At 69.0% G+C, this 23,553-nt stretch carries 20 protein-coding genes; 14 read left to right on the top strand and 6 right to left on the bottom strand.

Annotation, left to right across the window (positions count from 1 at the left end; genetic code table 11):
• The first annotated feature begins 5 nt into the window (after positions 1-5).
• The 13 genes from MLGJGCBP_RS18630 to ppc all read left to right on the top strand — a co-directional run bounded on the left by MLGJGCBP_RS18630 (position 6) and on the right by ppc (position 14,526).
• The gene (locus MLGJGCBP_RS18630; RefSeq protein WP_160097530.1) at positions 6-614 is read left to right on the top strand and encodes a riboflavin synthase; all 609 of its coding nucleotides are present in this window, start codon (positions 6-8) and stop codon (positions 612-614) included.
• An 80-nt stretch (positions 615-694) separates the two neighbouring features.
• Entirely contained in the window at positions 695-1,948 is a 1,254-nt protein-coding gene (locus MLGJGCBP_RS18625) for a bifunctional 3,4-dihydroxy-2-butanone-4-phosphate synthase/GTP cyclohydrolase II (RefSeq protein ID WP_087556009.1), read from the top strand.
• On the top strand, positions 1,945-2,436 hold the full coding sequence (gene ribH / locus MLGJGCBP_RS18620; RefSeq protein WP_087555955.1) for a 6,7-dimethyl-8-ribityllumazine synthase: 492 nt from the start codon (positions 1,945-1,947) through the stop codon (positions 2,434-2,436). Before MLGJGCBP_RS18625 ends, ribH begins: the two co-directional genes overlap by 4 nt.
• 13 nt (positions 2,437-2,449) lie before the next feature.
• Positions 2,450-2,902: a PH domain-containing protein gene (locus tag MLGJGCBP_RS18615; protein WP_087555956.1), complete on the top strand. Its 453-nt coding sequence runs from the start codon at positions 2,450-2,452 to the stop codon at positions 2,900-2,902.
• Between the two features lie 68 nt (positions 2,903-2,970).
• Entirely contained in the window at positions 2,971-5,154 is a 2,184-nt protein-coding gene (uvrC, locus tag MLGJGCBP_RS18610) for an excinuclease ABC subunit UvrC (RefSeq protein WP_160097529.1), read from the top strand.
• 44 nt (positions 5,155-5,198) lie between these two features.
• Complete coding sequence (gene rapZ, locus MLGJGCBP_RS18605; RefSeq protein WP_072942446.1) at positions 5,199-6,065, top strand: RNase adapter RapZ; 867 nt, start codon at positions 5,199-5,201, stop codon at positions 6,063-6,065.
• Complete coding sequence (locus tag MLGJGCBP_RS18600; RefSeq protein ID WP_160097528.1) at positions 6,062-7,087, top strand: gluconeogenesis factor YvcK family protein; 1,026 nt, start codon at positions 6,062-6,064, stop codon at positions 7,085-7,087. The genes rapZ and MLGJGCBP_RS18600 overlap by 4 nt, the downstream gene beginning before the upstream one ends.
• Positions 7,078-8,061, top strand: a complete 984-nt coding sequence (gene whiA, locus MLGJGCBP_RS18595; protein WP_005262275.1) for a DNA-binding protein WhiA — start codon at positions 7,078-7,080, stop codon at positions 8,059-8,061. Before MLGJGCBP_RS18600 ends, whiA begins: the two co-directional genes overlap by 10 nt.
• 265 nt (positions 8,062-8,326) lie before the next feature.
• Positions 8,327-9,346 carry a type I glyceraldehyde-3-phosphate dehydrogenase gene (gene gap / locus MLGJGCBP_RS18590; RefSeq protein WP_015890630.1) on the top strand — a complete coding sequence of 340 codons (1,020 nt, stop codon included), beginning with the start codon at positions 8,327-8,329 and terminating at the stop codon, positions 9,344-9,346.
• Positions 9,347-9,363: 17 nt separating this feature from the next.
• Positions 9,364-10,575 (top strand): phosphoglycerate kinase, encoded by a 1,212-nt coding sequence (locus tag MLGJGCBP_RS51885; protein WP_087555959.1) that lies wholly within the window; start codon positions 9,364-9,366, stop codon positions 10,573-10,575.
• A gap of 3 nt (positions 10,576-10,578) precedes the next feature.
• Positions 10,579-11,364 (top strand): triose-phosphate isomerase, encoded by a 786-nt coding sequence (tpiA, locus tag MLGJGCBP_RS51880; RefSeq protein ID WP_087555960.1) that lies wholly within the window; start codon positions 10,579-10,581, stop codon positions 11,362-11,364.
• A gap of 125 nt (positions 11,365-11,489) precedes the next feature.
• The gene (gene secG / locus MLGJGCBP_RS18575) at positions 11,490-11,723 is read left to right on the top strand and encodes a preprotein translocase subunit SecG (RefSeq protein ID WP_015890633.1); all 234 of its coding nucleotides are present in this window, start codon (positions 11,490-11,492) and stop codon (positions 11,721-11,723) included.
• Positions 11,724-11,769: 46 nt separating this feature from the next.
• Complete coding sequence (ppc, locus tag MLGJGCBP_RS18570) at positions 11,770-14,526, top strand: phosphoenolpyruvate carboxylase (RefSeq protein WP_160097527.1); 2,757 nt, start codon at positions 11,770-11,772, stop codon at positions 14,524-14,526.
• 348 nt (positions 14,527-14,874) lie between these two features.
• On the opposite strand, the gene pgl is transcribed toward ppc, so the two are convergent.
• From pgl to tkt, 5 genes are read right to left on the bottom strand one after another with little or no spacing between them, the layout of a single operon-like run.
• The gene (gene pgl, locus MLGJGCBP_RS18565; RefSeq protein ID WP_160097526.1) at positions 14,875-15,618 is read right to left on the bottom strand and encodes a 6-phosphogluconolactonase; all 744 of its coding nucleotides are present in this window, start codon (positions 15,616-15,618) and stop codon (positions 14,875-14,877) included.
• Positions 15,611-16,522, bottom strand: coding sequence for a glucose-6-phosphate dehydrogenase assembly protein OpcA (gene opcA, locus MLGJGCBP_RS18560; protein ID WP_087555963.1), 912 nt, complete (start codon positions 16,520-16,522; stop codon positions 15,611-15,613). The genes pgl and opcA overlap by 8 nt, the downstream gene beginning before the upstream one ends.
• Positions 16,523-18,067 carry a glucose-6-phosphate dehydrogenase gene (gene zwf, locus MLGJGCBP_RS18555; protein WP_087555964.1) on the bottom strand — a complete coding sequence of 515 codons (1,545 nt, stop codon included), beginning with the start codon at positions 18,065-18,067 and terminating at the stop codon, positions 16,523-16,525.
• A 3-nt stretch (positions 18,068-18,070) separates the two neighbouring features.
• Positions 18,071-19,195, bottom strand: coding sequence for a transaldolase (tal, locus tag MLGJGCBP_RS18550; protein WP_160097525.1), 1,125 nt, complete (start codon positions 19,193-19,195; stop codon positions 18,071-18,073).
• 6 nt (positions 19,196-19,201) lie between these two features.
• Complete coding sequence (gene tkt, locus MLGJGCBP_RS18545) at positions 19,202-21,310, bottom strand: transketolase (RefSeq protein WP_160097524.1); 2,109 nt, start codon at positions 21,308-21,310, stop codon at positions 19,202-19,204.
• A 217-nt stretch (positions 21,311-21,527) separates the two neighbouring features.
• Between tkt and MLGJGCBP_RS18540 the strand changes: the two genes are divergently transcribed.
• Positions 21,528-22,511: a heme o synthase gene (locus MLGJGCBP_RS18540; RefSeq protein WP_087561337.1), complete on the top strand. Its 984-nt coding sequence runs from the start codon at positions 21,528-21,530 to the stop codon at positions 22,509-22,511.
• Between the two features lie 40 nt (positions 22,512-22,551).
• Here the strand turns inward: MLGJGCBP_RS18540 and MLGJGCBP_RS18535 are convergent, their stop codons facing one another.
• Complete coding sequence (locus MLGJGCBP_RS18535) at positions 22,552-23,517, bottom strand: quinone oxidoreductase family protein (RefSeq protein WP_160097523.1); 966 nt, start codon at positions 23,515-23,517, stop codon at positions 22,552-22,554.
• Positions 23,518-23,553 lie beyond the last annotated feature (36 nt).

Genomic DNA, 23,553 nt, shown 5'->3' with positions numbered 1-23,553 from the left:
CCACAGTGTTCACCGGGATCGTCGAAGAGTTGGGTGAGATCGTCGCCAAGGAAGAACTGGCCGACGCCGCACGGTTCACCGTGCGTGGTCCGGTCGTGACTTCCGATGCGTCGCACGGTGATTCGATCGCGGTGAACGGCGTGTGTCTCACCGTCGTCGAGGTGCTCGCCGACGGCTCCTTCACCGCGGACGTCATGCAGGAAACGCTGAACCGGTCGAGCCTGGAGAAGATCGACGTGGGCAGCCGCGTCAACCTGGAGCGGGCCGCCGCGCTGAACAGCCGCCTCGGCGGCCACCTCGTCCAGGGCCACGTCGACGGCACCGGGCACATCATCAGCCGCAGCCCGTCCGAGAACTGGGAGGTCGTGCGCATCGCCCTTCCCGACGCCATCTCCCGGTACGTCGTGGAGAAGGGGTCGATCACGGTCGACGGTGTGTCGCTGACGGTGTCGGCGCTCGGCGGGGAACGCGGCGCCGAATACTTCGAGATCTCGCTCATCCCGACCACGCTGCAACTGACGACGCTCGGGGCGGCGGCCGTCGGGACGCCCGTCAACCTCGAGGTCGACGTGATCGCGAAGTATGTGGAGCGGCTGCAAGCGGCCGGCCGCTGAGTCGTACTGTTGAGGAGCATCCCACGGATGCATCCGTTGTATTCGAAGATGCGTCAGTCAAGACTTTGGAGACCGAGCACGTGACCAGGTTCGACACTATCGAGCGCGCCGTTGCGGATATCGCCGCAGGCAAGGCTGTCGTCGTCGTCGACGACGAAGACCGCGAGAACGAGGGAGACCTCATCTTCGCCGCGGAGAAAGCCACCCCCGAGTTGGTTGCCTTCATGGTTCGATACACCTCCGGCTACCTGTGTGTGCCGCTCGACGGCGCCGACTGCGACCGGCTCGGCCTGCCTCCGATGTACGCCGCCAACCAGGACAAGCACGGCACCGCGTACACCGTCACCGTCGACGCCCGCGAGGGCATCGGCACCGGCATCTCCGCGTCCGACCGCGCCGCCACCATGCGATTGCTGGCCGACCCGAACTCCGGCGCCCAGGACTTCACCCGCCCCGGCCACGTCGTGCCGCTGCGGGCCAAGGACGGCGGAGTGCTCCGCCGTCCCGGCCACACCGAGGCCGCCGTCGACCTCGCCCGGATGGCCGACCTCCGGCCTGCCGGCGTGATCTGCGAGATCGTCAGTCAGAAGGACGAGGGCCACATGGCCCAGACCGACGAACTGCGGGTCTTCGCCGACGACCACAACCTCGCACTGATCTCCATCGCCGACCTCATCGCGTGGCGCCGCAAGCACGAGAAGCACGTGGTGCGGGTCGCGTCCGCGCGCATCCCGACCCGGCACGGCGAGTTCACCGCCGTCGGCTACACGAGCATCTACGACGACGTCGAGCACGTGGCCCTGGTCCGCGGCGACCTGCCCGGACCGGACGGCGACGGCAGCGACGTGCTCGTGCGCGTGCACTCCGAATGCCTCACCGGCGACGTGTTCGGCTCGCTGCGCTGCGACTGCGGTCCCCAGCTCGACGCCGCACTGGACATGGTCGCGCAGGAGGGCCGCGGGGTGGTGCTGTACATGCGCGGGCACGAGGGCCGCGGCATCGGCCTGATGCACAAGCTGCAGGCCTACCAGCTGCAGGACGCCGGTTCGGACACCGTCGACGCCAACCTCGAGCTCGGCCTGCCCGCCGACGCCCGCGACTACGGCATCGGCGCGCAGATCCTGGTGGACCTGGGCATCTCGTCGATGCGGCTGCTCACCAACAACCCGGCCAAGCGCGTCGGCCTCGACGGCTACGGGCTGCAGATCACCGAGCGGGTGTCGATGCCGCTGCGGGCGAATGCCGAGAACCTGACATACCTGCGCACCAAGCGCGACCGCATGGGCCACGACCTGATCGGCCTCGACGACTTCGAAGCGGGAGAGATGCTGTGAGCGGCGAGGGACTGCCGGAGCTGCAACTCGGGGAGGCCGGCGACCTCCGGCTCGCCATCGTCGCAGGCAGCTGGCACGCCGAGATCTCCGAGGCGCTGATCGCCGGCGCGCAGCGAGTGGCCGCCGAGGCGAACGTGAAGAACGTCACCCTGGTCCGCGTCGCGGGCGCCATCGAACTGCCCGTGGTCGCGCAGGCGCTCGCCCGCAGCCACGACGCCGTCGTCGCGCTCGGTGTCGTGATCCGCGGCGGGACCCCGCACTTCGAATACGTCTGCGACGCCGTCACGGCCGGTCTGACCCGGGTCTCGCTGGACGAGAGCACCCCGGTGGGGAACGGTGTGCTCACCACGGACACCGAGCAGCAGGCCGTCGACCGCAGCGGCCTGCCCGGATCCGTCGAGGACAAGGGCGGGCAGGCGTGCGCGGCCGCGCTCGACACCGCCGTCACGTTGGCGCGGCTGCGCCGGGCCGAGGAGTCCTTCGCATGATCCGGATCCACCCGTGACCACCCCGGAATCCGAGTGGACACTCGTCGCGAAGCCCCGCAAGTCCCGCCGCTACGCGATCGGGGTTGCGGTCCTGCTCGTCGTCGTGCACGTGACGTTCGCGATCCTGTTGCGCGGCGATTCGACGGGTGTGTACTTCCGGCTCGCCGACCAGCTGGCGTTCGCGGGCATCGGCTGCCTCCTCGCGGCCGGCGTGCTGCTGCTGACCCGCCCGCGGGTGCGCATCGGGCCCCGCGGCATCGCCGTGCGCAACGTGCTCGGTGAGCGCATCGTCGACTGGGACCTGTACGAGGGGCTGTCCTTCCCGGACGGCGCGGCCTGGGCCCGGATCGAACTGCCCGACGACGAGTACCTGGCCGTGATGGCCATCCAGTCGAACGATCGCGAGTACGCCGTCGACGCCGTCGACCGGTTCCGCGCGCTCGCGTCGGAGTACGCGCCGTCCTGACCGGCGGGCCACCCCTCCGCGCCGCCGCGGATGCGGGGTTGGTCGGTGGCGCCGACTAACGTGGAGGGGTGCCCGATCCTTCGACATATCGCCCCGCGACCGGAACGATTCCGGTCGACCCGGGGGTGTACAAGTTCCGCGATCCGCACGGCCGGGTCATCTATGTCGGGAAGGCGAAGAGTCTTCGATCACGGCTGAATTCCTATTTCGCCGACGTCTCGACGCTGCACCCGCGCACCCGCCAGATGGTGACCACGGCCGGCAGCGTCGAGTGGACCGTGGTGAGCACCGAGGTCGAGGCGCTCCAGCTCGAGTACAACTGGATCAAGGAATTCGATCCCCGGTTCAACGTCCGCTACCGCGACGACAAGACGTACCCGGTTCTGGCGGTCACGCTGAACGAGGAGTACCCGCGGCTGTTCGTCTACCGCGGCCCCCGGCGCAAGGGTGTCCGCTACTTCGGCCCCTACTCGCACGCGTGGGCCATCCGCGAAACCCTCGACCTGCTGCTGCGGGTCTTCCCCGCCCGCACCTGCTCGGCCGGGGTGTTCAAGCGGCACAACCAGATCGGCCGCCCCTGCCTCCTGGGCTACATCGACAAGTGTTCGGCGCCGTGCGTCGGACGCGTGTCCGCGGCCGAACACCGCCAGATCGTCGAGGACTTCTGCGACTTCCTGTCGGGGCGCACCGACAAACTGGTCCGGCAACTCGAGGCCCGGATGCAGCAGGCGTCCGAGGAACTCGACTTCGAGACGGCGGCGCGACTGCGCGACGACGTGGGCGCGTTGCGGCGGGCGCTCGAGAAGCAGGCCGTCGTGCTCGGCGACGGCACCGACGCCGACGTCGCCGCGTTCGCGACCGACGAACTCGAGGCCGCGGTTCAGGTGTTCCACGTCCGGGGCGGCCGCGTCCGCGGGCAGCGCGGCTGGGTAGTCGAGAAGGCAGGCGACGTCATCGACTGGGCCAGCGTCGATTCCGCTGCGGGCTCTGACCTGCCGTTGCTCGTCGAGCAGTTCCTCACCCAGTTCTACGGTGAGCAGGCGGCCCTGTCCGGCGCGGCCGACCAGGAGGTGGGCACCAGCGGGGTGCCGAGGGAGGTCCTGGTGCCGGTGCTGCCACCGAACGCCGAGCAGGTGCAGGAATGGCTCAGCGGTCTCCGCGGTTCCGCCGTTCGTCTCCGGGTGCCCCAGCGCGGCGACAAGAAGGCACTCGCCGAGACCGTGCAGCGCAACGCGACGGAGGCACTGCAACAACACAAGCTGCGCCGCGCCGGCGACTTCACGTCGCGGTCGGCGGCCCTGCAGGGCATCCAGGAGGCCCTCGACCTGGACTCGGCGCCGCTGCGCATCGAATGCGTCGACATCAGCCACGTGCAGGGCACCGATGTGGTGGCCTCCCTCGTCGTCTTCGAGGACGGCCTGCCGCGCAAGTCCGACTACCGGCACTACGCCATCAAGGAAGCCGCAGGCGACGGCCGCTCCGACGACGTCGCCAGCATCGCCGAGGTCACCCGGCGCCGGTTCCTGCGGCACAACCGTGACGTCGGGGTGCTGCGCGCGGAAGCGGCGGGGGCGGACGCCGACCAGGTGTCCGGCGGGGACGGCGGCGACCTCGCCCCGGAGGCGGCGATCGACCCGCAGACCGGCAGGCCGCGGCGGTTCGCGTACCCGCCGAACCTGTTCGTCGTCGACGGCGGTGCCCCGCAGGTGGCCGCGGCCTCGGCGGTGCTCGACGAACTGGGCATCACCGACGTCGCCGTCGTCGGGCTGGCCAAGCGGCTCGAGGAGGTGTGGGTGCCGGGGGAGGAGGACCCGGTGATCCTCCCGCGCACCAGCGAGTCGCTGTACCTGCTGCAGCGGGTGCGGGACGAGGCGCACCGCTTCGCGATCACGTTCCATCGCAGCAAACGGTCCCGCCGGATGACGGCCTCCGCACTCGACTCGGTCCGCGGCCTCGGCGAGACCCGGCGCAAGGCGCTGGTGACGCATTTCGGATCCGTCGCCAAACTCAAACAGGCCTCCGTCGAGGAGATCACCGCGGTGCCCGGCATCGGAACGGCCACGGCGAAGGCGGTACTCACCGCTCTCGGGGCGGAGGAACCGTCTGCGGACGTCACGGGAGTGGGGGATGATGAACCAGATCGGAACGGGCCGGGCACGGCAGAACGAAACGGAACGGACCTACCCCGCGAACCGGTAGGACAGCACGGCCCGGCAGCACAGAGCGCATCGCAACGGACAGGTGTCGAGTGAACGAGCAGCACGCGCAGAGCGACCGTCCGCCCACGGTTCGGCCGATGGACTTCCTTCTCGTCACCGGGCTCTCCGGTGCGGGTCTGCAGACCGCGGCGAAGGTCCTCGAGGACCTCGGGTGGTACGTCGCGGACAATCTTCCCCCGGAACTGATCTCCCGGATGGTGGATCTGAGCCTGGAATCCGATTCGCGGCTCGAGCGGCTCGCCGTCGTCATCGACGTGCGCTCCCGGTTGTTCACCGGCGACCTCGGCTGGGTCCTCACCGAACTCGAGAGCAAGCCCGTGCATACGCGGGTGCTGTACCTCGACGCGTCGGACGAGGTCCTGGTCCGCCGGTTCGAACAGGTCCGGCGCAGTCACCCGCTGTCCGGCGGCGGCGCCGAGGGCACCCTGTCGGAGGGCATCGCCGCCGAGCGCGACCAGCTCGCGAAGGTGAAGGCCGCCGCGGATCTGGTGATCGACACGTCGTCCCTCGCCGCGCACCAGTTGCGGCAGAAGATCGAGGACGCGTTCGGCGACGCCGAGAACCGCACCATGCAAGTAACAGTCCAGTCGTTCGGTTTCAAGTACGGTCTTCCGATGGACGCCGATCTCGTCTGCGACGTCCGGTTCCTGCCCAACCCGCACTGGATCCCCGAGTTGCGTCCGCACACCGGGCAGAACGCGGACGTGCGGGACTACGTGTTGTCGCAGGACGGTGCGGACGACTATCTCGCCACGTATCACCACCTGCTGGATCTGACGATCGCCGGATATCGTCGGGAGGGGAAGCGCTACATGACCATCGCGGTGGGATGCACCGGGGGGAAACATCGCAGTGTCGCCATGTCGGAGGCCCTGGCGGGCCGGCTCGGAAAGGACTCCGGGCTGAACGTGCGCGTCGTCCATCGTGATCTGGGGCGCGAATGAGGCCGGTGCACCAGGCGCCTGCGATCGTCGCGCTCGGCGGTGGCCACGGGCTGTTCGCCACCCTCAGCGCCGCCCGCAGGCTCAGCCGTGACGTGACCGCCGTCGTCACCGTCGCGGACGACGGTGGATCCTCGGGACGACTGCGCGCCGAACTCGGCGTCATCCCGCCCGGGGATCTGCGGATGGCGCTCGCCGCGCTCGCCGCGGACGACCCCGAGGTGCAGGACTGGACCGACACCATCCAGCACCGATTCGGAGGAATCGGCGCCCTCGCCGGACACTCGGTGGGCAATCTCATTCTCGCCGGTCTCACCGAGGTGCTCGGCGACCCCGTCGCTGCGCTCGACGAACTCGCCCGGCTGCTGCGGATCAACGGGCGGGTGCTGCCGATGTCGCCGATCGCCCTGGACATCGAGGCCGACGTGCAGGGCCTCGAGGCGGACCCGCGGGTCAGCCGCTGCATCCGCGGTCAGGTCGCGGTCGCGACCACCCCCGGCAAGGTGCGCCGCGTGCGGTTGCTGCCGGCGAATCCGCCCGCCTGCCCGGACGCGGTCCGGGCGATCGACGTCGCCGACATGGTCGTCCTCGGCCCCGGGTCGTGGTTCTCCAGCGTCATCCCGCACGTCCTCGTGCCCGAACTCCTCGACACGCTGATCGCCACCCCCGCGCGGAAGGTGCTGGTACTCAACCTGGCTCCGGAACCCGGCGAGACCGCGGGATTCTCCACCGAGCGTCATCTGCACGTACTGTCCCAACACGCACCCGAACTCACCGTCGACTTCGTCGTCGTCGATTCGGGTTCGGTGCCACCGGGGCGCGAGCGCGAGCACCTCGCCCGCGCCGCCGGACAGTTCCGGGCACGCGTCGTGTACGCCGACGTGTCGGAGCACGGCACCCACACGCACCATGCAGGAAGACTTGCGTCCGTTCTCGAACAGCTCTGGAGCGACCCCGAAGCGGGGTCTCGGGGGAGCGAAGCGGCCGAGACACCAGAGGAAAGGGAGAGCGCTTCGTGGCAATGACAGCAGAGGTCAAAGACGAACTCAGTCGTCTCGTCGTCACTCACGTGAGTTGCCGGAAGGCCGAGGTCTCGTCGCTGCTGCGGTTCGCCGGGGGATTGCACATCGTCGGCGGCCGGGTAGTGGTCGAGGCGGAAGTGGATCTGGGGTCCACGGCCCGCCGGTTGCGCCGTGAGATCTTCGACCTGTTCACCTACAGTGCCGACGTCCACGTCCTCAGCGCGGGCGGGCTGCGCAAGTCGTCCCGGTACATCGTGCGGGTCGCGAAGGAGGGGGAGGCCCTGGCCCGTCAGACGGGGCTGCTGGACCTGCGGGGACGTCCGGTGCGCGGGCTTCCCGCGCAGGTCGTCGGTGGCAGCGTCGCCGACGCGGAGGCCGCGTGGCGCGGCGCGTTCCTGGCGCACGGTTCGCTGACCGAGCCGGGACGCTCGTCCGCGCTCGAGGTCTCCTGCCCCGGCCCGGAGGCGGCGCTCGCCCTCGTCGGGGCGGCGCGCAGGCTGGGCATCTCCGCGAAGGCACGCGAGGTCCGCGGCACCGACCGGGTGGTGATCCGCGACGGCGAGGCCATCGGCGCGCTCCTCACCCGGATGGGAGCCCAGGACACCCGCCTCGTGTGGGAGGAACGGCGCATGCGCCGGGAGGTCCGCGCCACCGCCAACCGGCTCGCCAACTTCGACGACGCCAACCTGCGCCGCTCCGCGCGCGCCGCGGTCGCGGCCGCCGCCCGCGTCGAGCGGGCCCTCGACATCCTGGGTGACGAGGTGCCCGACCACCTCGCGGCCGCCGGTCACCTGCGGGTGGAGCACCGGCAGGCGTCCCTCGAGGAACTCGGCCAGCTCGCCGACCCGCCGATGACGAAGGACGCCGTGGCAGGCCGCATCCGGCGGCTGCTGTCGATGGCGGACCGCAAGGCGAAGGAAACCGGCATCCCGGACACCGAGTCGGCCGTCACCGCAGACCTTCTCGACGACGCCTGACCGTCGTCCGCCGTCACGGCCCGCCACCCCGGGTTTCCCGGACGAACGGGACGCCAGTCGCGTCGGATCGAACGAGCGTCCCGTTCGTTCCGGTCGGGGCGGCGGGGCGAAGGGCGCTCGGAGTTGACTGCGCGCGGGCGTCGTCCGCGCACTAGGGTAGGAACCACATCGACCGATGAACCCCTGCGCCGATCACCCGTCGGTGGTGTCGTAGCGGCGCAGGAGCAGAGCTGCACAACCAGAATCATGCACAAAGGAGCAGATTGTGACTGTCCGGGTAGGCGTAAACGGTTTCGGCCGTATCGGGCGTAACTTCTTCAGGGCGGTGGATGCGCAGAAGGCGCTCGGAACCACCGACATCGAGATTGTGGCGGTCAACGACCTCACGGACAACGCTTCGCTGGCGCATCTCCTGAAGTACGACTCGATCCTCGGTCGTCTCCCGCACGACGTCTCGCTCGAGGGTGAAGACACCATCGTCGTCGGAAGCCAGAAGATCAAGGCTCTCGCCATCAAGGAAGGCCCGGCGGCGCTTCCCTGGGGCGACCTGGGCGTCGACGTCGTCGTCGAGTCCACCGGCATCTTCACCGACGCAGCCAAGGCGAAGGGCCACCTCGAGGCCGGCGCCAAGAAGGTCATCATCTCCGCCCCGGCCAAGGGCGAGGACATCACCATCGTGATGGGCGTCAACGACGACAAGTACGACGGCAGCCAGAACATCATCTCCAACGCCTCGTGCACCACCAACTGCCTCGGCCCCATCGCCAAGGTGCTCGACGACGAGTTCGGCATCGTCAAGGGCCTCATGACGACGGTCCACGCCTACACCCAGGACCAGAACCTGCAGGACGGCCCGCACAGCGACCTGCGTCGCGCCCGTGCCGCCGCACTGAACGTGGTTCCCACCGGAACCGGTGCCGCCAAGGCCATCGGCCTGGTCCTCCCGCAGCTGCTCGGCAAGCTGGACGGCTACGCGCTGCGCGTCCCGATCCCCACGGGTTCGGTCACCGACCTCACCGCGAACCTGCGGAAGTCGGCCAGCGTCGAGGACATCAACGCCGCGATGAAGGCTGCCGCCGAGGGCCCGCTCAAGGGCATCCTGAAGTACACGGACGCCCCGATCGTGTCGTCCGACATCGTCACCGACCCGCACAGCTCGATTTTCGACTCCGGCCTCACCAAGGTCATCGAGGATCAGGCCAAGATCGTGTCCTGGTACGACAACGAGTGGGGTTACTCCAACCGTCTGGCCGACCTCATCGGTCTCGTCGCCAAGTCTCTCTGAGTGAAGGTCCGGTAACAGTGGCAGTTCAGACTCTCGACGATCTTCTGAACGCTGGGGTCGAGGGGCGTGCCGTGCTGGTGCGCTCCGACCTCAACGTTCCGCTCGACGGCGACCGGATCACCGATCCCGGGCGCATCCTCGCTTCCGCACCGACGCTGAAAGCGCTGGCGGAGGCGGGCGCCAAGGTCATCGTCACCGCCCATCTGGGTCGCCCCAAGGGCGAGCCCGACCCGCAGTACTCCCTCGCACCGGTGGCGGCCAAGCTCGCCGAGGTGCTGGGCCGCAACGTCCAGCTCGCCGGCGACGTCGTCGGGCAGGACGCGCTGGCACGCGCGGAGGGACTCACCGACGGCGACGTCCTCCTGCTGGAGAACATCCGCTTCGACCCGCGAGAGACCAGCAAGGACGAGGCCGAGCGGATGAAGCTCGCCAAGGCCCTGGTCGAACTCGTCGGCGACGACGGTGCGTTCGTGTCCGACGGCTTCGGTGTCGTGCACCGCGCGCAGGCGTCGGTGTACGACGTCGCGAAGCTGCTCCCGCACTACGCGGGCAAGCTCGTCGAAGCCGAGATCGAGGTGCTCGGCAAGCTCACCGAGGAGCCCGAGCGGCCGTACGCGGTCGTCCTCGGTGGATCCAAGGTGTCGGACAAGCTCGCGGTGATCGAGGCGCTGGCCCCCAAGGTCGACACCCTCGTCATCGGCGGCGGCATGTACTACACGTTCCTCGCGGCGCAGGGCGTCTCGGTCGGCAACTCGCTGTGCGAGGAGTCGATGATCGACACGTGCAAGGCGCTGCTCGAGCAGTACGCCGACGTGATCCACATCCCGCAGGACGTGGTCATCGCCGATTCGTTCTCGGCCGACGCCGAGTCGAAGATCGTGTCGGTGCTCGAGATCCCGGACGGCTGGATGGGACTCGACATCGGACCGCAGTCGGTTCGCCGGTTCGCGGCGATCCTGACCAGCGCGAAGACCGTGTTCTGGAACGGCCCGATGGGCGTGTTCGAGTTCGAGAAGTTCGCCGCGGGCACCAAGGGTGTCGCCGAGGCGATCATCGAGGCCACCGGCAAGGGCGCGTACAGCGTCGTCGGTGGCGGTGACTCCGCCGCGGCGGTGCGCCAGCTCGGTCTGCCCGAGGACGGGTTCTCGCACATCTCCACCGGTGGCGGCGCCTCCCTCGAGTACCTCGAGGGCAAGGAACTCCCCGGCATCGCAGTTCTGGAGGGCTGAGGAATGGCACGGAAGCCGCTGATCGCCGGCAACTGGAAGATGAATCTGAACCACCTCGAGGCCATCGCGCTGGTTCAGAAGATCGCCTTCTCGCTCCCGGCGAAGTACTTCGACAAGGTCGACGTGACGGTGATCCCGCCGTTCACCGACATCCGCAGCGTGCAGACCCTCGTCGAGGGCGACAAGCTCCTGCTCACCTACGGTGCGCAGGACGTGTCGGCCCAGGATTCGGGTGCGTACACCGGCGAGATCAGCGGCTCCATGCTGGCCAAGCTGGGCTGCACGTTCGTCGTCGTCGGACACTCGGAGCGCCGGACCCTGCACTGTGAGGACAACGACACCGTGCTGGCCAAAACCAAGGCCGCGCTGAAGAACGGGCTCACCCCGATCGTCTGCATCGGTGAGGGCCTCGATATCCGCGAGGCCGGTGAGCACGTGTCCTACAACGTCGAGCAGCTGCGGGGTTCGCTCGCCGGACTGTCCGCCGAGGACATCGCGAAGGTCGTCATCGCGTACGAGCCGGTGTGGGCCATCGGCACCGGCCGGGTGGCCAGTGCCGCGGACGCGCAGGAAGTCTGCGCCGCGATCCGCGCCACGCTCGGTGAGCTGGCCTCGCCGGACGTCGCGTCCGGTGTCCGCGTTCTCTACGGCGGCAGCGTCAACGCGAAGAACGTCGGCGAGATCGTCGGTCAGACGGATGTGGACGGCGCCCTCGTGGGCGGCGCGTCACTGAAGGCCGACGAGTTCGCCACCCTGTCGGCGATCGCCGCAGGCGGACCCCTGCCGTAATGCTCCTTCGGCGCTCGTGCGCCTTTCCGGTAGCGGTGGGTACCGGAAAGGCGCACGAGCGCGGAGCGCCTGTAGGGTGTACGAGGTCGTAGTTGTTCCTACTGGATGGGTGGACGTAGACAGACATGGAACTGTTCCTGGATATCTTGCTGGTGATCACCAGCTTGCTGCTGATTCTGCTGGTGCTGCTGCACCGCGGTAAGGGCGGCGGTCTGTCCAGCCTGTTCGGCGGCGGCGTCCAGTCCAGCCTGTCCGGTTCCACCGTGGTCGAGAAGAACCTCGACCGGCTGACCGTCTTCACCGGTCTGATCTGGTTCATCGCCATCATCGGCATCGGCCTGGAGATCAAGTTCGGCTGATCGGCTTCATCATGCGGACGGGCCGTCACCGGTCGATACTGGATGCATGATCGAAACCCCACGTGAGGCCACTGAACCACTCCGCGAAGACATTCGGCTCCTGGGCGGCATCCTCGGTCAGATAGTGCGGGAGCAGGCCGGGGACAGCGTCTTCGACCTCGTCGAGAAGGCCAGGGTCGAGTCGTTCCGGGTTCGTCGTTCCGAGATCGATCGCGCCGATCTGGCCGACATGTTCACCGAGGTGTCCACGAGCGACGCCATTCCCGTCATCCGGGCCTTCAGCCACTTCGCCCTGCTGGCCAACCTCGCCGAGGACAATCACCGCGAACGCCGGCGTGCCGTCCACGTCGCCGCCGGTGAACCCGCCCCCGACAGCACCCTGACCGCCACGTTCGCCAAGCTCGACGCCGCTCATCTGAGCAGCGACGTCGTCGCGGACGCGTTGCGCGGGGCACTGGTGTCGCCGGTCATCACCGCGCATCCCACCGAGACCCGTCGCCGCACGGTGTTCGAGACCCAGACGCGGATCACCGAACTGATGCGGTACCGCGAACGCACCGCGCTGACCGAGTCCGAGACCGCCGACGTCGACGTCCGGTTGCGGCGGCAGATCCTCACCCTGTGGCAGACCGCGCTGATCCGGTTGTCGCGGTTGCGGATCCAGGACGAGATCGAGGTCGGGCTGCGGTACTACGACGCGGCGCTGTTCGAGGTGGTCCCGAAGATCAACGCCGAACTGCGCACTGCCCTGCGGTCGCGGTGGCCGGACGCCGATCTGGGCCGGGAACCGATCCTGCGTCCCGGATCGTGGATCGGCGGGGACCGCGACGGCAATCCGTACGTCACCGCCGAGGTGGTCCGCCAGGCCACCATCCGGGCCGCGGCCACCGCGCTCGAGCACCATCTCGGGCAACTCGAGACGCTCGAGCGGGAACTGTCCATGTCGGCCCGTCTCGTCACCGTCACACCCGCCCTCGACCTCCTGGCCGCGGCGTCCCAGGACGATTCACCGTTCCGCGCCGACGAGCCGTACCGTCGTGCCGTGCGGGGCATCCGGGGGCGTCTCACGGCCACCGCGCACCGCATCCTGGGGGAGGCGCCCGATCACGGGCTCGACCTCGGGCTCGCACCGTACGACACGCCGCGGCAGATGCTCGACGAACTCGACGTCGTCGACGACTCCCTGCGGTGCGGCGGCGACGGCACGATCGCCGACGACGGACTGGCCACGCTGCGGGATTCGGTGGAGGTGTTCGGTTTCCATCTCTCCGGCCTCGACATGCGGCAGAACTCGGACGTGCACGAGACCGTGGTCGCCGAACTGCTGGCGTGGGCGGGCGTGCACGCCGACTACCCGTCGCTGTCCGAGGACGAGCGGGTCGAATTGCTGTCGGCGGAGCTGTCCACCCGGCGCCCCCTGACCACGGCGAACGCCGAGTTCAGCGAGCTGACGGCGAAGGAACTCGCCATTCTCCAGGCCGGCGCCGAGGCCGTGCGGACCCTCGGTGCGGGCGCGGTGCCCAATTACATCATCAGCATGTGCACCTCCGTCAGCGACATGCTCGAGGCCGCGGTCCTGCTGAAGGAGGTCGGCATCCTCGATCCCGGAGCGGGGGAGGCGCCGTCCTGCCCGGTGGGCATCGTGCCGCTGTTCGAGACGATCGAAGACCTGCAGCAGGGGGCCGCCACCCTCGAGGCCACCCTGGAGGTCCCGATCTACCGGGCCCTGGTGTCGGCGCGCGGCGACGCCCAGGAAGTGATGCTCGGGTACTCCGACTCCAACAAGGACGGCGGCTATCTGGCGGCCAACTGGGCGCTGTACCGCGCCGAGCTGGACCTGGTCGACGCGGCCCGCAAGACGGGAATCCGGTTGCGGCTCTTCCACGGTCGCGGTGGCACCGTGGGCCGCGGCGGCGGACCCAGCTACGAGGCGATCCTCGCGCAGCCGCCCGGCGCGGTCGCCGGATCGCTGCGGATCACCGAACAGGGTGAGGTGATCGCCGCCAAGTACGCGGAACCCCGCCTCGCGCAACGCAATCTCGAAACGCTGCTCGCCGCGACCCTCGAGGCCACCCTCCTCGACGTCGAGGGCCTCGGCGACGACGCCGAACCGGCGTACCGCATCCTCGACGAACTCGCCGCACTGGCCCGCCGCGCCTACGGCGAATTGGTCCACGAGACACCCGGATTCGTGGAGTACTTCGAGATGTCGACCCCGGTCGCGGAGATCGGGGCGCTCAACATCGGCAGCCGCCCGGCCTCCCGCAAGCAGACCACGTCCATCTCCGACCTGCGGGCCATCCCGTGGGTGCTGTCGTGGAGTCAGTCCCGGGTCATGCTGCCCGGGTGGTACGGCACCGGCGCCGCGTTCGAGGAATGGACGCACGGCGACCCCGACAGGGTGGCGACACTGTCCCGCCTCTACGAGACGTGGCCGTTCTTCCGGACCGTGCTGTCGAACCTGGCGATGGTGATGTCGAAGTCGGACATGGGCCTCGCCGCCCGGTACGCGGAACTCGTCCCCGACGAGGAACTGCGCCGACGGGTGTTCGGCAAGATCGCCGAGGAGCACGAGCGGACCATCCGGATGTACAAGGCGGTCACCGGGAACGACACACTGTTCGCCGACAATCCCGGTCTGGAGCGGTCGGTGCACAACCGGTTCCCGTACCTCGAGCCGCTCAACCACCTGCAGGTGGAACTGCTGCGCCGCTACCGGGCCGGGGACGACAGTGATCAGACGCGCCGCGGCATCCAGCTCACGATGAACGGGCTGGCGACCGCACTGCGCAACAGCGGGTAGCAGGGCCGGTTTCCGCGCCCCGCGAGAAAGTGCACGAACTTTCTTGCGGGGCGCGGGAACCGAACCGTCCGTCCCTGCGTCAAAACGGGAAAGAGCACAACGTTTCCGAGACGAAGTGGGGCGACAGATGAGGCGATGCGCGGGTGACCCGGTCTATTGGCGCGGCGGAATCGGGCGGCGGGGGACGCGGACGGCGAGCCCGCATCGGGCCGGCCGCATCGTCACCGAATGCCGGGTCACCCGGACACCGGTCGAACGGGACCCCCGGTCGCCCGCCGGGTTACCGGGCGACGACGAGGACCCCGTCGGATGAGAGGGTCAGTTCGGCGCGCGTCAGTTCGGCAAGGGTCAGTTCGGCAGCCGGGTCGCGGCCGACGTGTCGAGCAGCCACCGGGTGGCCGAGAGTCCGCGGGCCCCGGACGCCGGGATCTCGACGGGCGGTGCGCCTGCGATCGCGGCGGCCACGGCCTCGGCCTTGGCTTCGCCGGACACGACGAGCCACACCTCGTCGGCGTGCCGGACGGCGGGAAGGGTCAGCGTGACCCGCACCGGCGGCGGCTTGGGGGAGTCCGTCACCGCGACGACGAACCGGTGCTCCTCGCGGACCGCGTCGGTGTCGGGGAACAGCGAATTGACGTGTCCCTCACCGCCCATGCCGAGCAGGTGGACGTCGAAGACCGGGACCTGCCTGCCGTCGGCGTGGGCCCCGAGCACCTGCGCGTACGCGACGGCGGCCGCCTCCGGGTCGTTCTCGTAGATCCCGTCCGCGACGGGCATGGTGTGCACGCGGTCGGGATCGACGTCGACGTGGTCGAGCAGCGCGGCCCGCGCCTGCACGTCGTTGCGTTCCGGATCGCCTGCCGGCAGGAACCGCTCGTCACCCCAGAAGATGTCGATCGCGCGCCAGTCGATGTCGCCCGGATTCTCCCGGACCTTCTCGAGCAACCCGATCCCGGTGCCGCCGCCGGTGAGGACCACCGACGCCGAACCGCGATCCTTCTGGGCGGCGACGACGGTGGCGACGAATCGCTCCGCGGCCTTCGTCACCAGCGTGGCGGTGTCGGGGTGCACTTCTACGTGGATGTCACTCATACGTCACCTTCGTCAGCCCGGCGAGTGCGGCCTCGTAGGCCTCGTCGGGGTCCAGTCTGCGTAGTTCTTCGGCCAGGCAGTCGCGGGTCTCCCGCCTGCCCAGCGCCACCAGCGCATCCGGTTTCCCGGTCCGCGACAACGTCGCGGTGGTGCCGGTCTGCGGGCGGCTGATGGTCAGCGTGCCACCGTCCGCGAACGCGAGTGTCACGAACAACTTTCCGACCCTGCGGCTGACGGGCGCATCGAGACGGCCTGCCAGCCATCCGGCGATCATGTCGACGGCGGGCTCGTCCACGAGGCCCGACACCACCGCCGATTCGATGCGCGAATGCGGTGGCTGATCGACGGCCGAGGTGATGAGCCCCCGCCACATCGTGATGCGGCTCCACGCCAGATCGGTATCACCGGACGTGTAGGAGGCGAGGCGGCCCTTGATCTCCGCGGCGGGATCCGGACGGTCCGTGGCGTCGGTGATGCGCCGGATCGCGAGTTTCCCGACCGGGTCCTTCGCGGGGACGGTGGGAGCGGACTCCGGCCACCACACGACGACCGGGGTGTCGGGGAGGAGGAACGGCACCACCACGCTGCTCTCGTGGTCGGCGAGTTCGCCGAACAGGCGGAGCACCACCACCTCCGAGGCGCCGGCGTCACCCCCGACTCTGATCTGGGCGTCCAGCCGCGGTTCGGCGTCGCGGGAACCGCGGGCGACGACGATGACACGGCAAGGATGTTCCCGGCTCGCCTCGTTGGCGGCGTCGATGATGTCCTCGGAGTTCTCGCTGTCCCGGGTGCACACCACCAGGGTGAGAACCCGTCCCAGCGTCACCGCCCCGCCGGTCTTCCGGACCTCCACCAGCTTCTTGTTGACCTGGCCGGTGGTGGTCGAGGGGATGTCGATGATCATCTACGGCCTTCTCCATTCGCGACCGGTGCGCTGCATCATTTCGTCCGCGGACGGGGGACCCCACGTGCCTGCCTCGTACGGTTCCGGTTTGCCCTCCGCGGCCCACGCTGCGAGCGCCGGATCGAGGATCTCCCACGACAATTCGACCTCGGCGTTGACGGGGAACAGGGAGGGTTCACCGAGCAGCATGTCGAGGATGAGGCGTTCGTACGCCTCGGGGGACGACTCGGTGAACGCCTGGCCGTAGCTGAAGTCCATGCTGACGTCGCGGACCTCCATGCTCGATCCCGGGACCTTGGACCCGAAGCGCATCGTCACACCCTCGTCCGGCTGCACCCGGATGACGAGCGCGTTCTGACCGAGTTCCTCGGTCATCGTCTGATCGAACGGCAGGTGCGGCGCGCGCTTGAAGATCACGGCGATCTCGGTGACCCGGCGGCCGAGCCGCTTCCCGGTGCGGAGATAGAACGGCACACCCGCCCAGCGGCGGGTGTCGACCTCGAGGGTGATCGCCGCGAACGTCTCCGTGGTGGAGTCCTGTGAGAACCCGTCCTCCTCCAGCAGACCGACCACCCGGGTGCCGCCCTGCCAGCCGCCCGCGTACTGCCCGCGCGCGGTGGTCTCGTCGAGTGGCTGCGCGAGTTTGGTGGCGGAAAGCACCTTGATCTTCTCCGCCTGCAACTCCGACGGTTCGAAGCTGATCGGCTCCTCCATCGCCGTGAACGCGAGGAGTTGCAGCAGGTGATTCTGGATGACGTCCCGCGCCGCCCCGATGCCGTCGTAGTACCCGGCTCGCCCACCGAGACCGATGTCCTCGGCCATGGTGATCTGCACGTGATCCACGTAATGGGCGTTCCAGATCGGATCGAACAGCTGGTTGGCGAAGCGCAGCGCCAGGATGTTCTGAACGGTTTCCTTGCCGAGGTAGTGGTCGATCCGGAAGACGGTGTCCTCGGGGAAGACCTCGTTCACGACCGCGTTGAGCTCACGTGCGCTCGCGAGGTCGTGACCGAACGGCTTCTCGATGACCACCCGGCGCCACTGGCTGTCGTTCGACCGGGCGAGGCCGGCCTCGGACAGCTGCTTGAGGACCACCGGGAACGCGTCCGGCGGAATCGCGAGATAAAACCCGTGATTGCCGCCGGTCCCGCGTTCGCGTTCGAGCGTGGCGAGGGTGTTCGCCAGTTCCTGGAAGGCCGCCGGGTCGTCGAAGCTGCCCTTGACGAACCGCAGGCCCTCCGACAGCCGCTCCCACACGTCCTCCCGGAACGGGGTCCGGGAATGGTCGCGCACGGCATCGTGCACGATCTTGCCGAAATCCTCGTCCGACCAATCCCTGCGGGCGAACCCGACGAGAGCGAACCCGGGCGGCAGAAGACCACGATTGGCCAGATCGTAGATGGCGGGCATCAACTTGCGCCGGGCCAGGTCGCCGGTGACACCGAAGATCACCAGCGCACACGGCCCGGCGATGCGTGGTAGGCGCTTGTCCCTACTGTCGCGAAGTGGATTGACCCAATCGTCTGACGCTGCGGGCTCGCTCACGTATCAGCTCTTCTGCCCTGCTGCGCGCAGCTGCTCCGCGGTGGCCTCGAGGAGTTCGTTCCAGGACACCTCGAACTTGTCGACGCCCTCGTCCTCGAGGACCTTGAACACGTCGGGCAGGTCGACGCCGACGGCGGTGAGCTGGTCGAAGATCTCCTGCGAGGCGACCCCGGTGCCGGAGACGGTGTCCCCTTTGACCTGGCCGTGATCGGCGAACGCGTCGAGGGTCTTCTCCGGCATCGTGTTCACGGTGTTCGGGGCCACCAGATCGGCGACGTACAGGGTGTCCGGGTAGGCGGGGTTCTTGACGCCCGTGGACGCCCACAGTGCGCGCTGCGGGCGGGCACCGCTGTCGAGCAGTCCCTGGAACCGCGGCTGCACCTCGAAGACCTGCTGGTAGGCGGCGTACGCGAGGCGGGCGTTGGCGAGGGCCGCCTTGCCGCGCAGCGCGAGTGCGTCGGGGGTGCCGATCTTGTCGAGCCGCTTGTCGATTTCGGTGTCGACGCGGGAGACGAAGAACGAGGCGACCGAGTGGATGCGGGACAGGTCGTGTCCGGCGGCCTTGGCGGTCTCGAGGCCGTCGAGGTAGGCGCCCATGACGAGTTCGTAGCGTTCGACCGAGAAGATCAGCGTGACGTTGACGCTGATGCCCTCACCGAGCACCTTGGCGATGGCCGGGATGCCGGCCTCGGTGGCCGGGATCTTGATGAACAGGTTCGGGCGGTCGACGATCTTCCACAGTTCGGCGGCCTGCGCGACGGTCTTGTCGGCGTCGTGGGCGAGGCGCGGGTCGACCTCGATGGACACGCGGCCGTCGACGCCGTGGCTGGCCTCGAACTGCGGGGCGAGGACGTCGCAGGCGGCGCGGACGTCGTCGGTGGTCACGGTGCGGATGGTGGCCTCGACGTCTGCGCCGCGTTCGGCGAGTTCGCGGACCTGGGCGTCGTAGACGTGGCCCTTGCTGAGTGCGGCCTGGAAGATCGACGGGTTGGTGGTGACACCGACGACGGACTTGGTGGCGACGAGTTCGGCGAGGTTGCCGGACTCGATGCGGTCACGGGAGAGGTCGTCGAGCCACACCGAGACGCCGGCTTCGGAGAGCTTCTGGAGGTTGGGGTTCTGAGTCATGGCGTTCTATCCCTTCACGCGTGCGAGTGAGCGCTGTGCGGCTGCGGTGACGGCTTCGGCGGTGAAGCCGAACTCGCGGAACAGGGTCTTGTAGTCGGCGGAGGCGCCGAAATGCTCGATGGAGATGATTTCGCCCGCGTCACCGACGAAGCGGTACCACGGCATGGAGATGCCGGCCTCGACGGCGACCCGCGCCTTGACCGTCGGGGGGAGCACACCATCGCGGTAGGCCTGGTCCTGGGCGTCGAACCACTCGACGCAGGGCATGGACACCACCCGGGTGGGGATGCCGTCGGCCTCGAGGGCCTCGCGGGCCGCGACGGCCAGCTGCAGCTCGGAGCCGGTGCCGATGAGCACGACCTTCGGTGCCCCGGTGGACGCGTCGGCGAGGACGTACCCGCCGCGGGAGACACCCTCGTAGCTGGTGCCCTCGAGGACCGGCAGGTCCTGGCGGGTCAGGGCGAGACCGGCGGGAGCGCGGGTGGCCTCGTCGGAGCCCTTCTCGAGAACGGCGCGCCACGCGTGCGCGGTCTCGTTGGCGTCGCCCGGTCGCACGACGTACAGGCCGGGGATGGCGCGCAGCGCCGCGAGGTGCTCGATCGGCTGGTGGGTGGGACCGTCCTCGCCGAGTCCGATGGAGTCGTGCGTCCACACGTAGGTGACCGCGGTCTTCATGATCGCGGCCAGCCGCACGGCGGGACGCATGTAGTCGCTGAAGACGAGGAACGTGCCGCCGTAGGGGCGGGTCGGCCCGTGCAGGGCGATGCCGTTGAGGATCGAGCCCATGGCGTGCTCGCGGACACCGAAGTGCAGTGTGCGGCCGTACGGTTCCGCGTTCCACATGCTGGTGGAAATGGACTTGGGACCGAACGAGTCGGCGCCCTTGATGGTGGTGTTGTTGCTCTCCGCGAGGTCGGCGGAGCCGCCCCACAGCTCGGGCAGCACCGGTCCGACGGCGTTGAGGACGGCGGCGGACGCCTTCCGGGTGGCGAGGCCCTTCGCGTCGGGCTCCCACGTCGGCAGGACGTCGGCCCAGCCGGCGGGCAGGTCGCGTCCGATCAGGCGGTCGAGCAGCTTCTTGCCCTCGGGGGCGCGCTGCGTCCACTCGTCGTACTGGGCCTGCCATTCCTTGTGTGCCTGCGCGCCGCGCTCGACGACCTTGCGGGTATGGGCGATGACCTCGTCGGCGACCTCGAACGTCTTGTCCGGATCGAATCCGAGCGCCGTCTTCACGGCCGCGACCTCGTCGGCACCGAGGGCGGCGCCGTGCGCAGCGCCCGTGTTCATCTTGTTCGGTGCCGGGAAACCGATGATCGTGCGGAGCAGGACCAGCGACGGCTTGTCGGTGACCTCGCGGGCCTTGTTCAGTGCCTCCTCGATGGCGACGACGTTCTCGCCGCCCTCGACGATCTGCACGTGCCAGCCGTACGCCTCGTAGCGGGCGGCGGTGTCCTCGGACAGCGCGATGGCGGTGTCGTCCTCGATGGAGATCTTGTTGTCGTCGTAGATCAGCGTCAGGTTGCCGAGCTGCTGCACACCGGCGATGGACGACGCCTCGGAGGTGACGCCTTCCTCGATGTCGCCGTCGGAGGCGATCACGTAGATGTGGTGATCGAACGGGCTCTCGCCGAGCGCGGGCTCGGGGTCGAACAGGCCGCGCTCACGGCGGGCGGCCATGGCCATGCCGACGGCGGAGGCCAGACCCTGACCCAGCGGTCCGGTGGTGATCTCGACGCCGCGGGTGTGGCCGTGCTCGGGGTGGCCGGGGGTCTTCGAGCCCCAGGTGCGCAGCGACTCCAGGTCTTCGAGTTCCAGCCCGTAACCGGCGAGGTACAGCTGGATGTAGAGGGTGAGGCTGGAGTGTCCACAGGACAGCACGAACCGGTCGCGGCCGATCCAGTCGGCGTCGGTGGGGTCGTGGCGCATGACGCGCTGGAAGAGGGTGTAGGCGAGGGGGGCGAGGCTCATCGCCGTGCCGGGGTGGCCGTTGCCCACCTTCTGCACTGCATCGGCGGCGAGCACCCGGATGGTGTCGACGGCCTTGGTGTCCAGTTCGGTCCAGTCGGCGGGATGAACCGGTTGCGTGAGGACGTGGATGTCGTCTGTGATCGACACGGGCAGAAGTCTCCTGACATGGGTGAACGTGGAGCCTGAGGATGCGTGGGCCTCTTGTGCGACTCCAGCCTAGTGCGCGGTCGTATCCGGGTCGATTCGGTTCGCGCATTACGGCGGTCTACCATCGTTTGTAGTAGAACGGCCGGCCGTCGCGAAGGACTTCGGGAGCAGTCGCCGGCATTCGGATGTGGAATTACGCGTGGTGCGAGGAGAGAACGTGCGGACAGGGCATCAGCCGAGCGGACACGGCTTCGGCAGCCCCAGCCCCGCCCCCCGCGCGACCGGCACCGACACGGTGCTGGGTCGCGCCACGGGCAAGGTCCTGGCCTACATCGCGTTGACCAAGCCGCGGGTGATCGAACTGCTGCTGGTCGCGACGATCCCGGCGATGCTGCTGGCCGACCGGGGCAACGTCGACATCCTGCTGATCCTCAGCACGCTGTTCGGCGGGTGGATGGGTGCGGCGAGCGCGAACTCCCTCAACTGCGTCGTCGACGCCGACATCGACAAGGTCATGAAGCGCACCGCGCGGCGGCCGCTGGCTCGCGACGCGGTGCCGACGTCGCACGCGTTCGTGTTCGGCATGACGCTCGGTATCGCGTCGTTCCTGTGGTTGTGGTGGCGGGCGAACCTGCTCGCCGGGTGCCTGGTCGTCCTGACCATCGCGTTCTACGTGCTCGTGTACACGATGGTGCTCAAGCGCCGGACCTGGCAGAACGTCGTCTGGGGCGGCGCCGCGGGCTGCATGCCCGTCATGGTCGGCTGGTCGGCGGTCACCGGATCGCTGAGCTGGCAGCCCATCGTGCTGTTCCTGGTCATCTTCTTCTGGACGCCGCCGCACACCTGGGCGCTCGCGATGCGCTACAAGGAGGACTACAAGGCGGCCGGTGTCCCGATGCTGCCGGTGATCGCCACCGAGGAGCACGTCACCAAACAGATCCTGCTGTACAGCTGGGCGATGGTCGTCACCTCGCTCGCGCTGGTCCCCGCCGCGGGCGTCGTCTACGCCGCCGTCACCCTCGTCGCCGGCGCCTGGTTCCTGCTCATGGCCCACCAGCTGTACCGCAGCGTCCGCGGCGGAGCGGCCGTGAAACCGCTCCGCCTGTTCCTGCAGTCCAACAACTACCTGGCCATCGTGTTCGTCGGGCTCGCCGTCGACTCGGTGCTGGGACTGCAGACCATCGGCAGCCTGCTGAGCTGAGGCTTCGCCTCGGTTCAGCCTGCCGAGCTGAGGCTTCGCCTCAGGGCACCAGCACGATCGATCCCGTCGTCGCCCGCGCCTCCAGGTCGCGATGCGCCTCCTCCGCCCGCTCGAGTGGGTACTCCGCTCCCACCCGGACCGTCAGTGCGCCGTCGGCGAGGGCGGAGAACACGTCCCCGGCCCGCCACGTCAGTTCCTCCCGGTTGCGGATGTGGTGTGCGAGGGTGGGCCGGGTGAGGAACAGTGAACCTGCCGGGTTCAGCCGCTGCGGATCGAACGGCGGCACCGGCCCGCTCGCCGCGCCGAACAGCGCGACGGTTCCCCGGATTCGCACCGACGCGAGACTGGCCTCGAACGTGGACGCGCCGACACCGTCGTATGCTGCCGCGACGCCCTCGCCGTCGGTCAGTTCCCGCACCCGGGCCGCGATGTCGTCGTCGTAGCGCAGCACCTCGTGTGCCCCGGCGTCACGCGACAACTGCTCCTTCGCGTCGGAGGACACGGTGGTGATCACCCGGGCGCCCAGCGTCGTCGCCATCTGCGTGAGGATCAGACCCACTCCGCCCGCACCGGCGTGGACGAGCACGGTGTCGCCGGACCGGATCGGGTACGTGGAGTGGGCCAGGTAGTGGGCGGTCATGCCCTGTAGCAGCGCGGAGGCGGCCTGTGGGGCGGGCACGGAGTCGGGAACGGCGATCGCGGCCGCCGCGGGCACGGCCACCTTCTCCGCGTAGCTGCCGGGAGCGGCGCACCACGCCACCCGGTCGCCGGGTGCGAAATCCGTCACGTCGCCGCCGACGGCCTCCACGACGCCGGAGCCCTCGTCGCCGGGAACGTAGGGCAGCGGCCGCGGGTACAGCCCCGTCCGGAAGTACGTGTCGATGAAATTGATGCCGATCGCGTCGGTGCGTACGAGCAGATCCGTCGCTCCGATCCCGGGTTCGGGAACCTCCACCGGTTCGAGGACGTCGGGACCACCGGGACGGGAAACCTGTATAGCGCGCATGGTTTCAGTTCTACACGGCGCGGCATCCCGCACGGA

The sequence above is a fragment of the Rhodococcus sp. T7 genome (assembly GCF_009872365.1).
GTDB lineage: Bacteria > Actinomycetota > Actinomycetes > Mycobacteriales > Mycobacteriaceae > Rhodococcus_F.
Note: the sequence above shows the minus strand (reverse complement) of the source record. Positions and strands in the feature narration are given on the sequence as shown.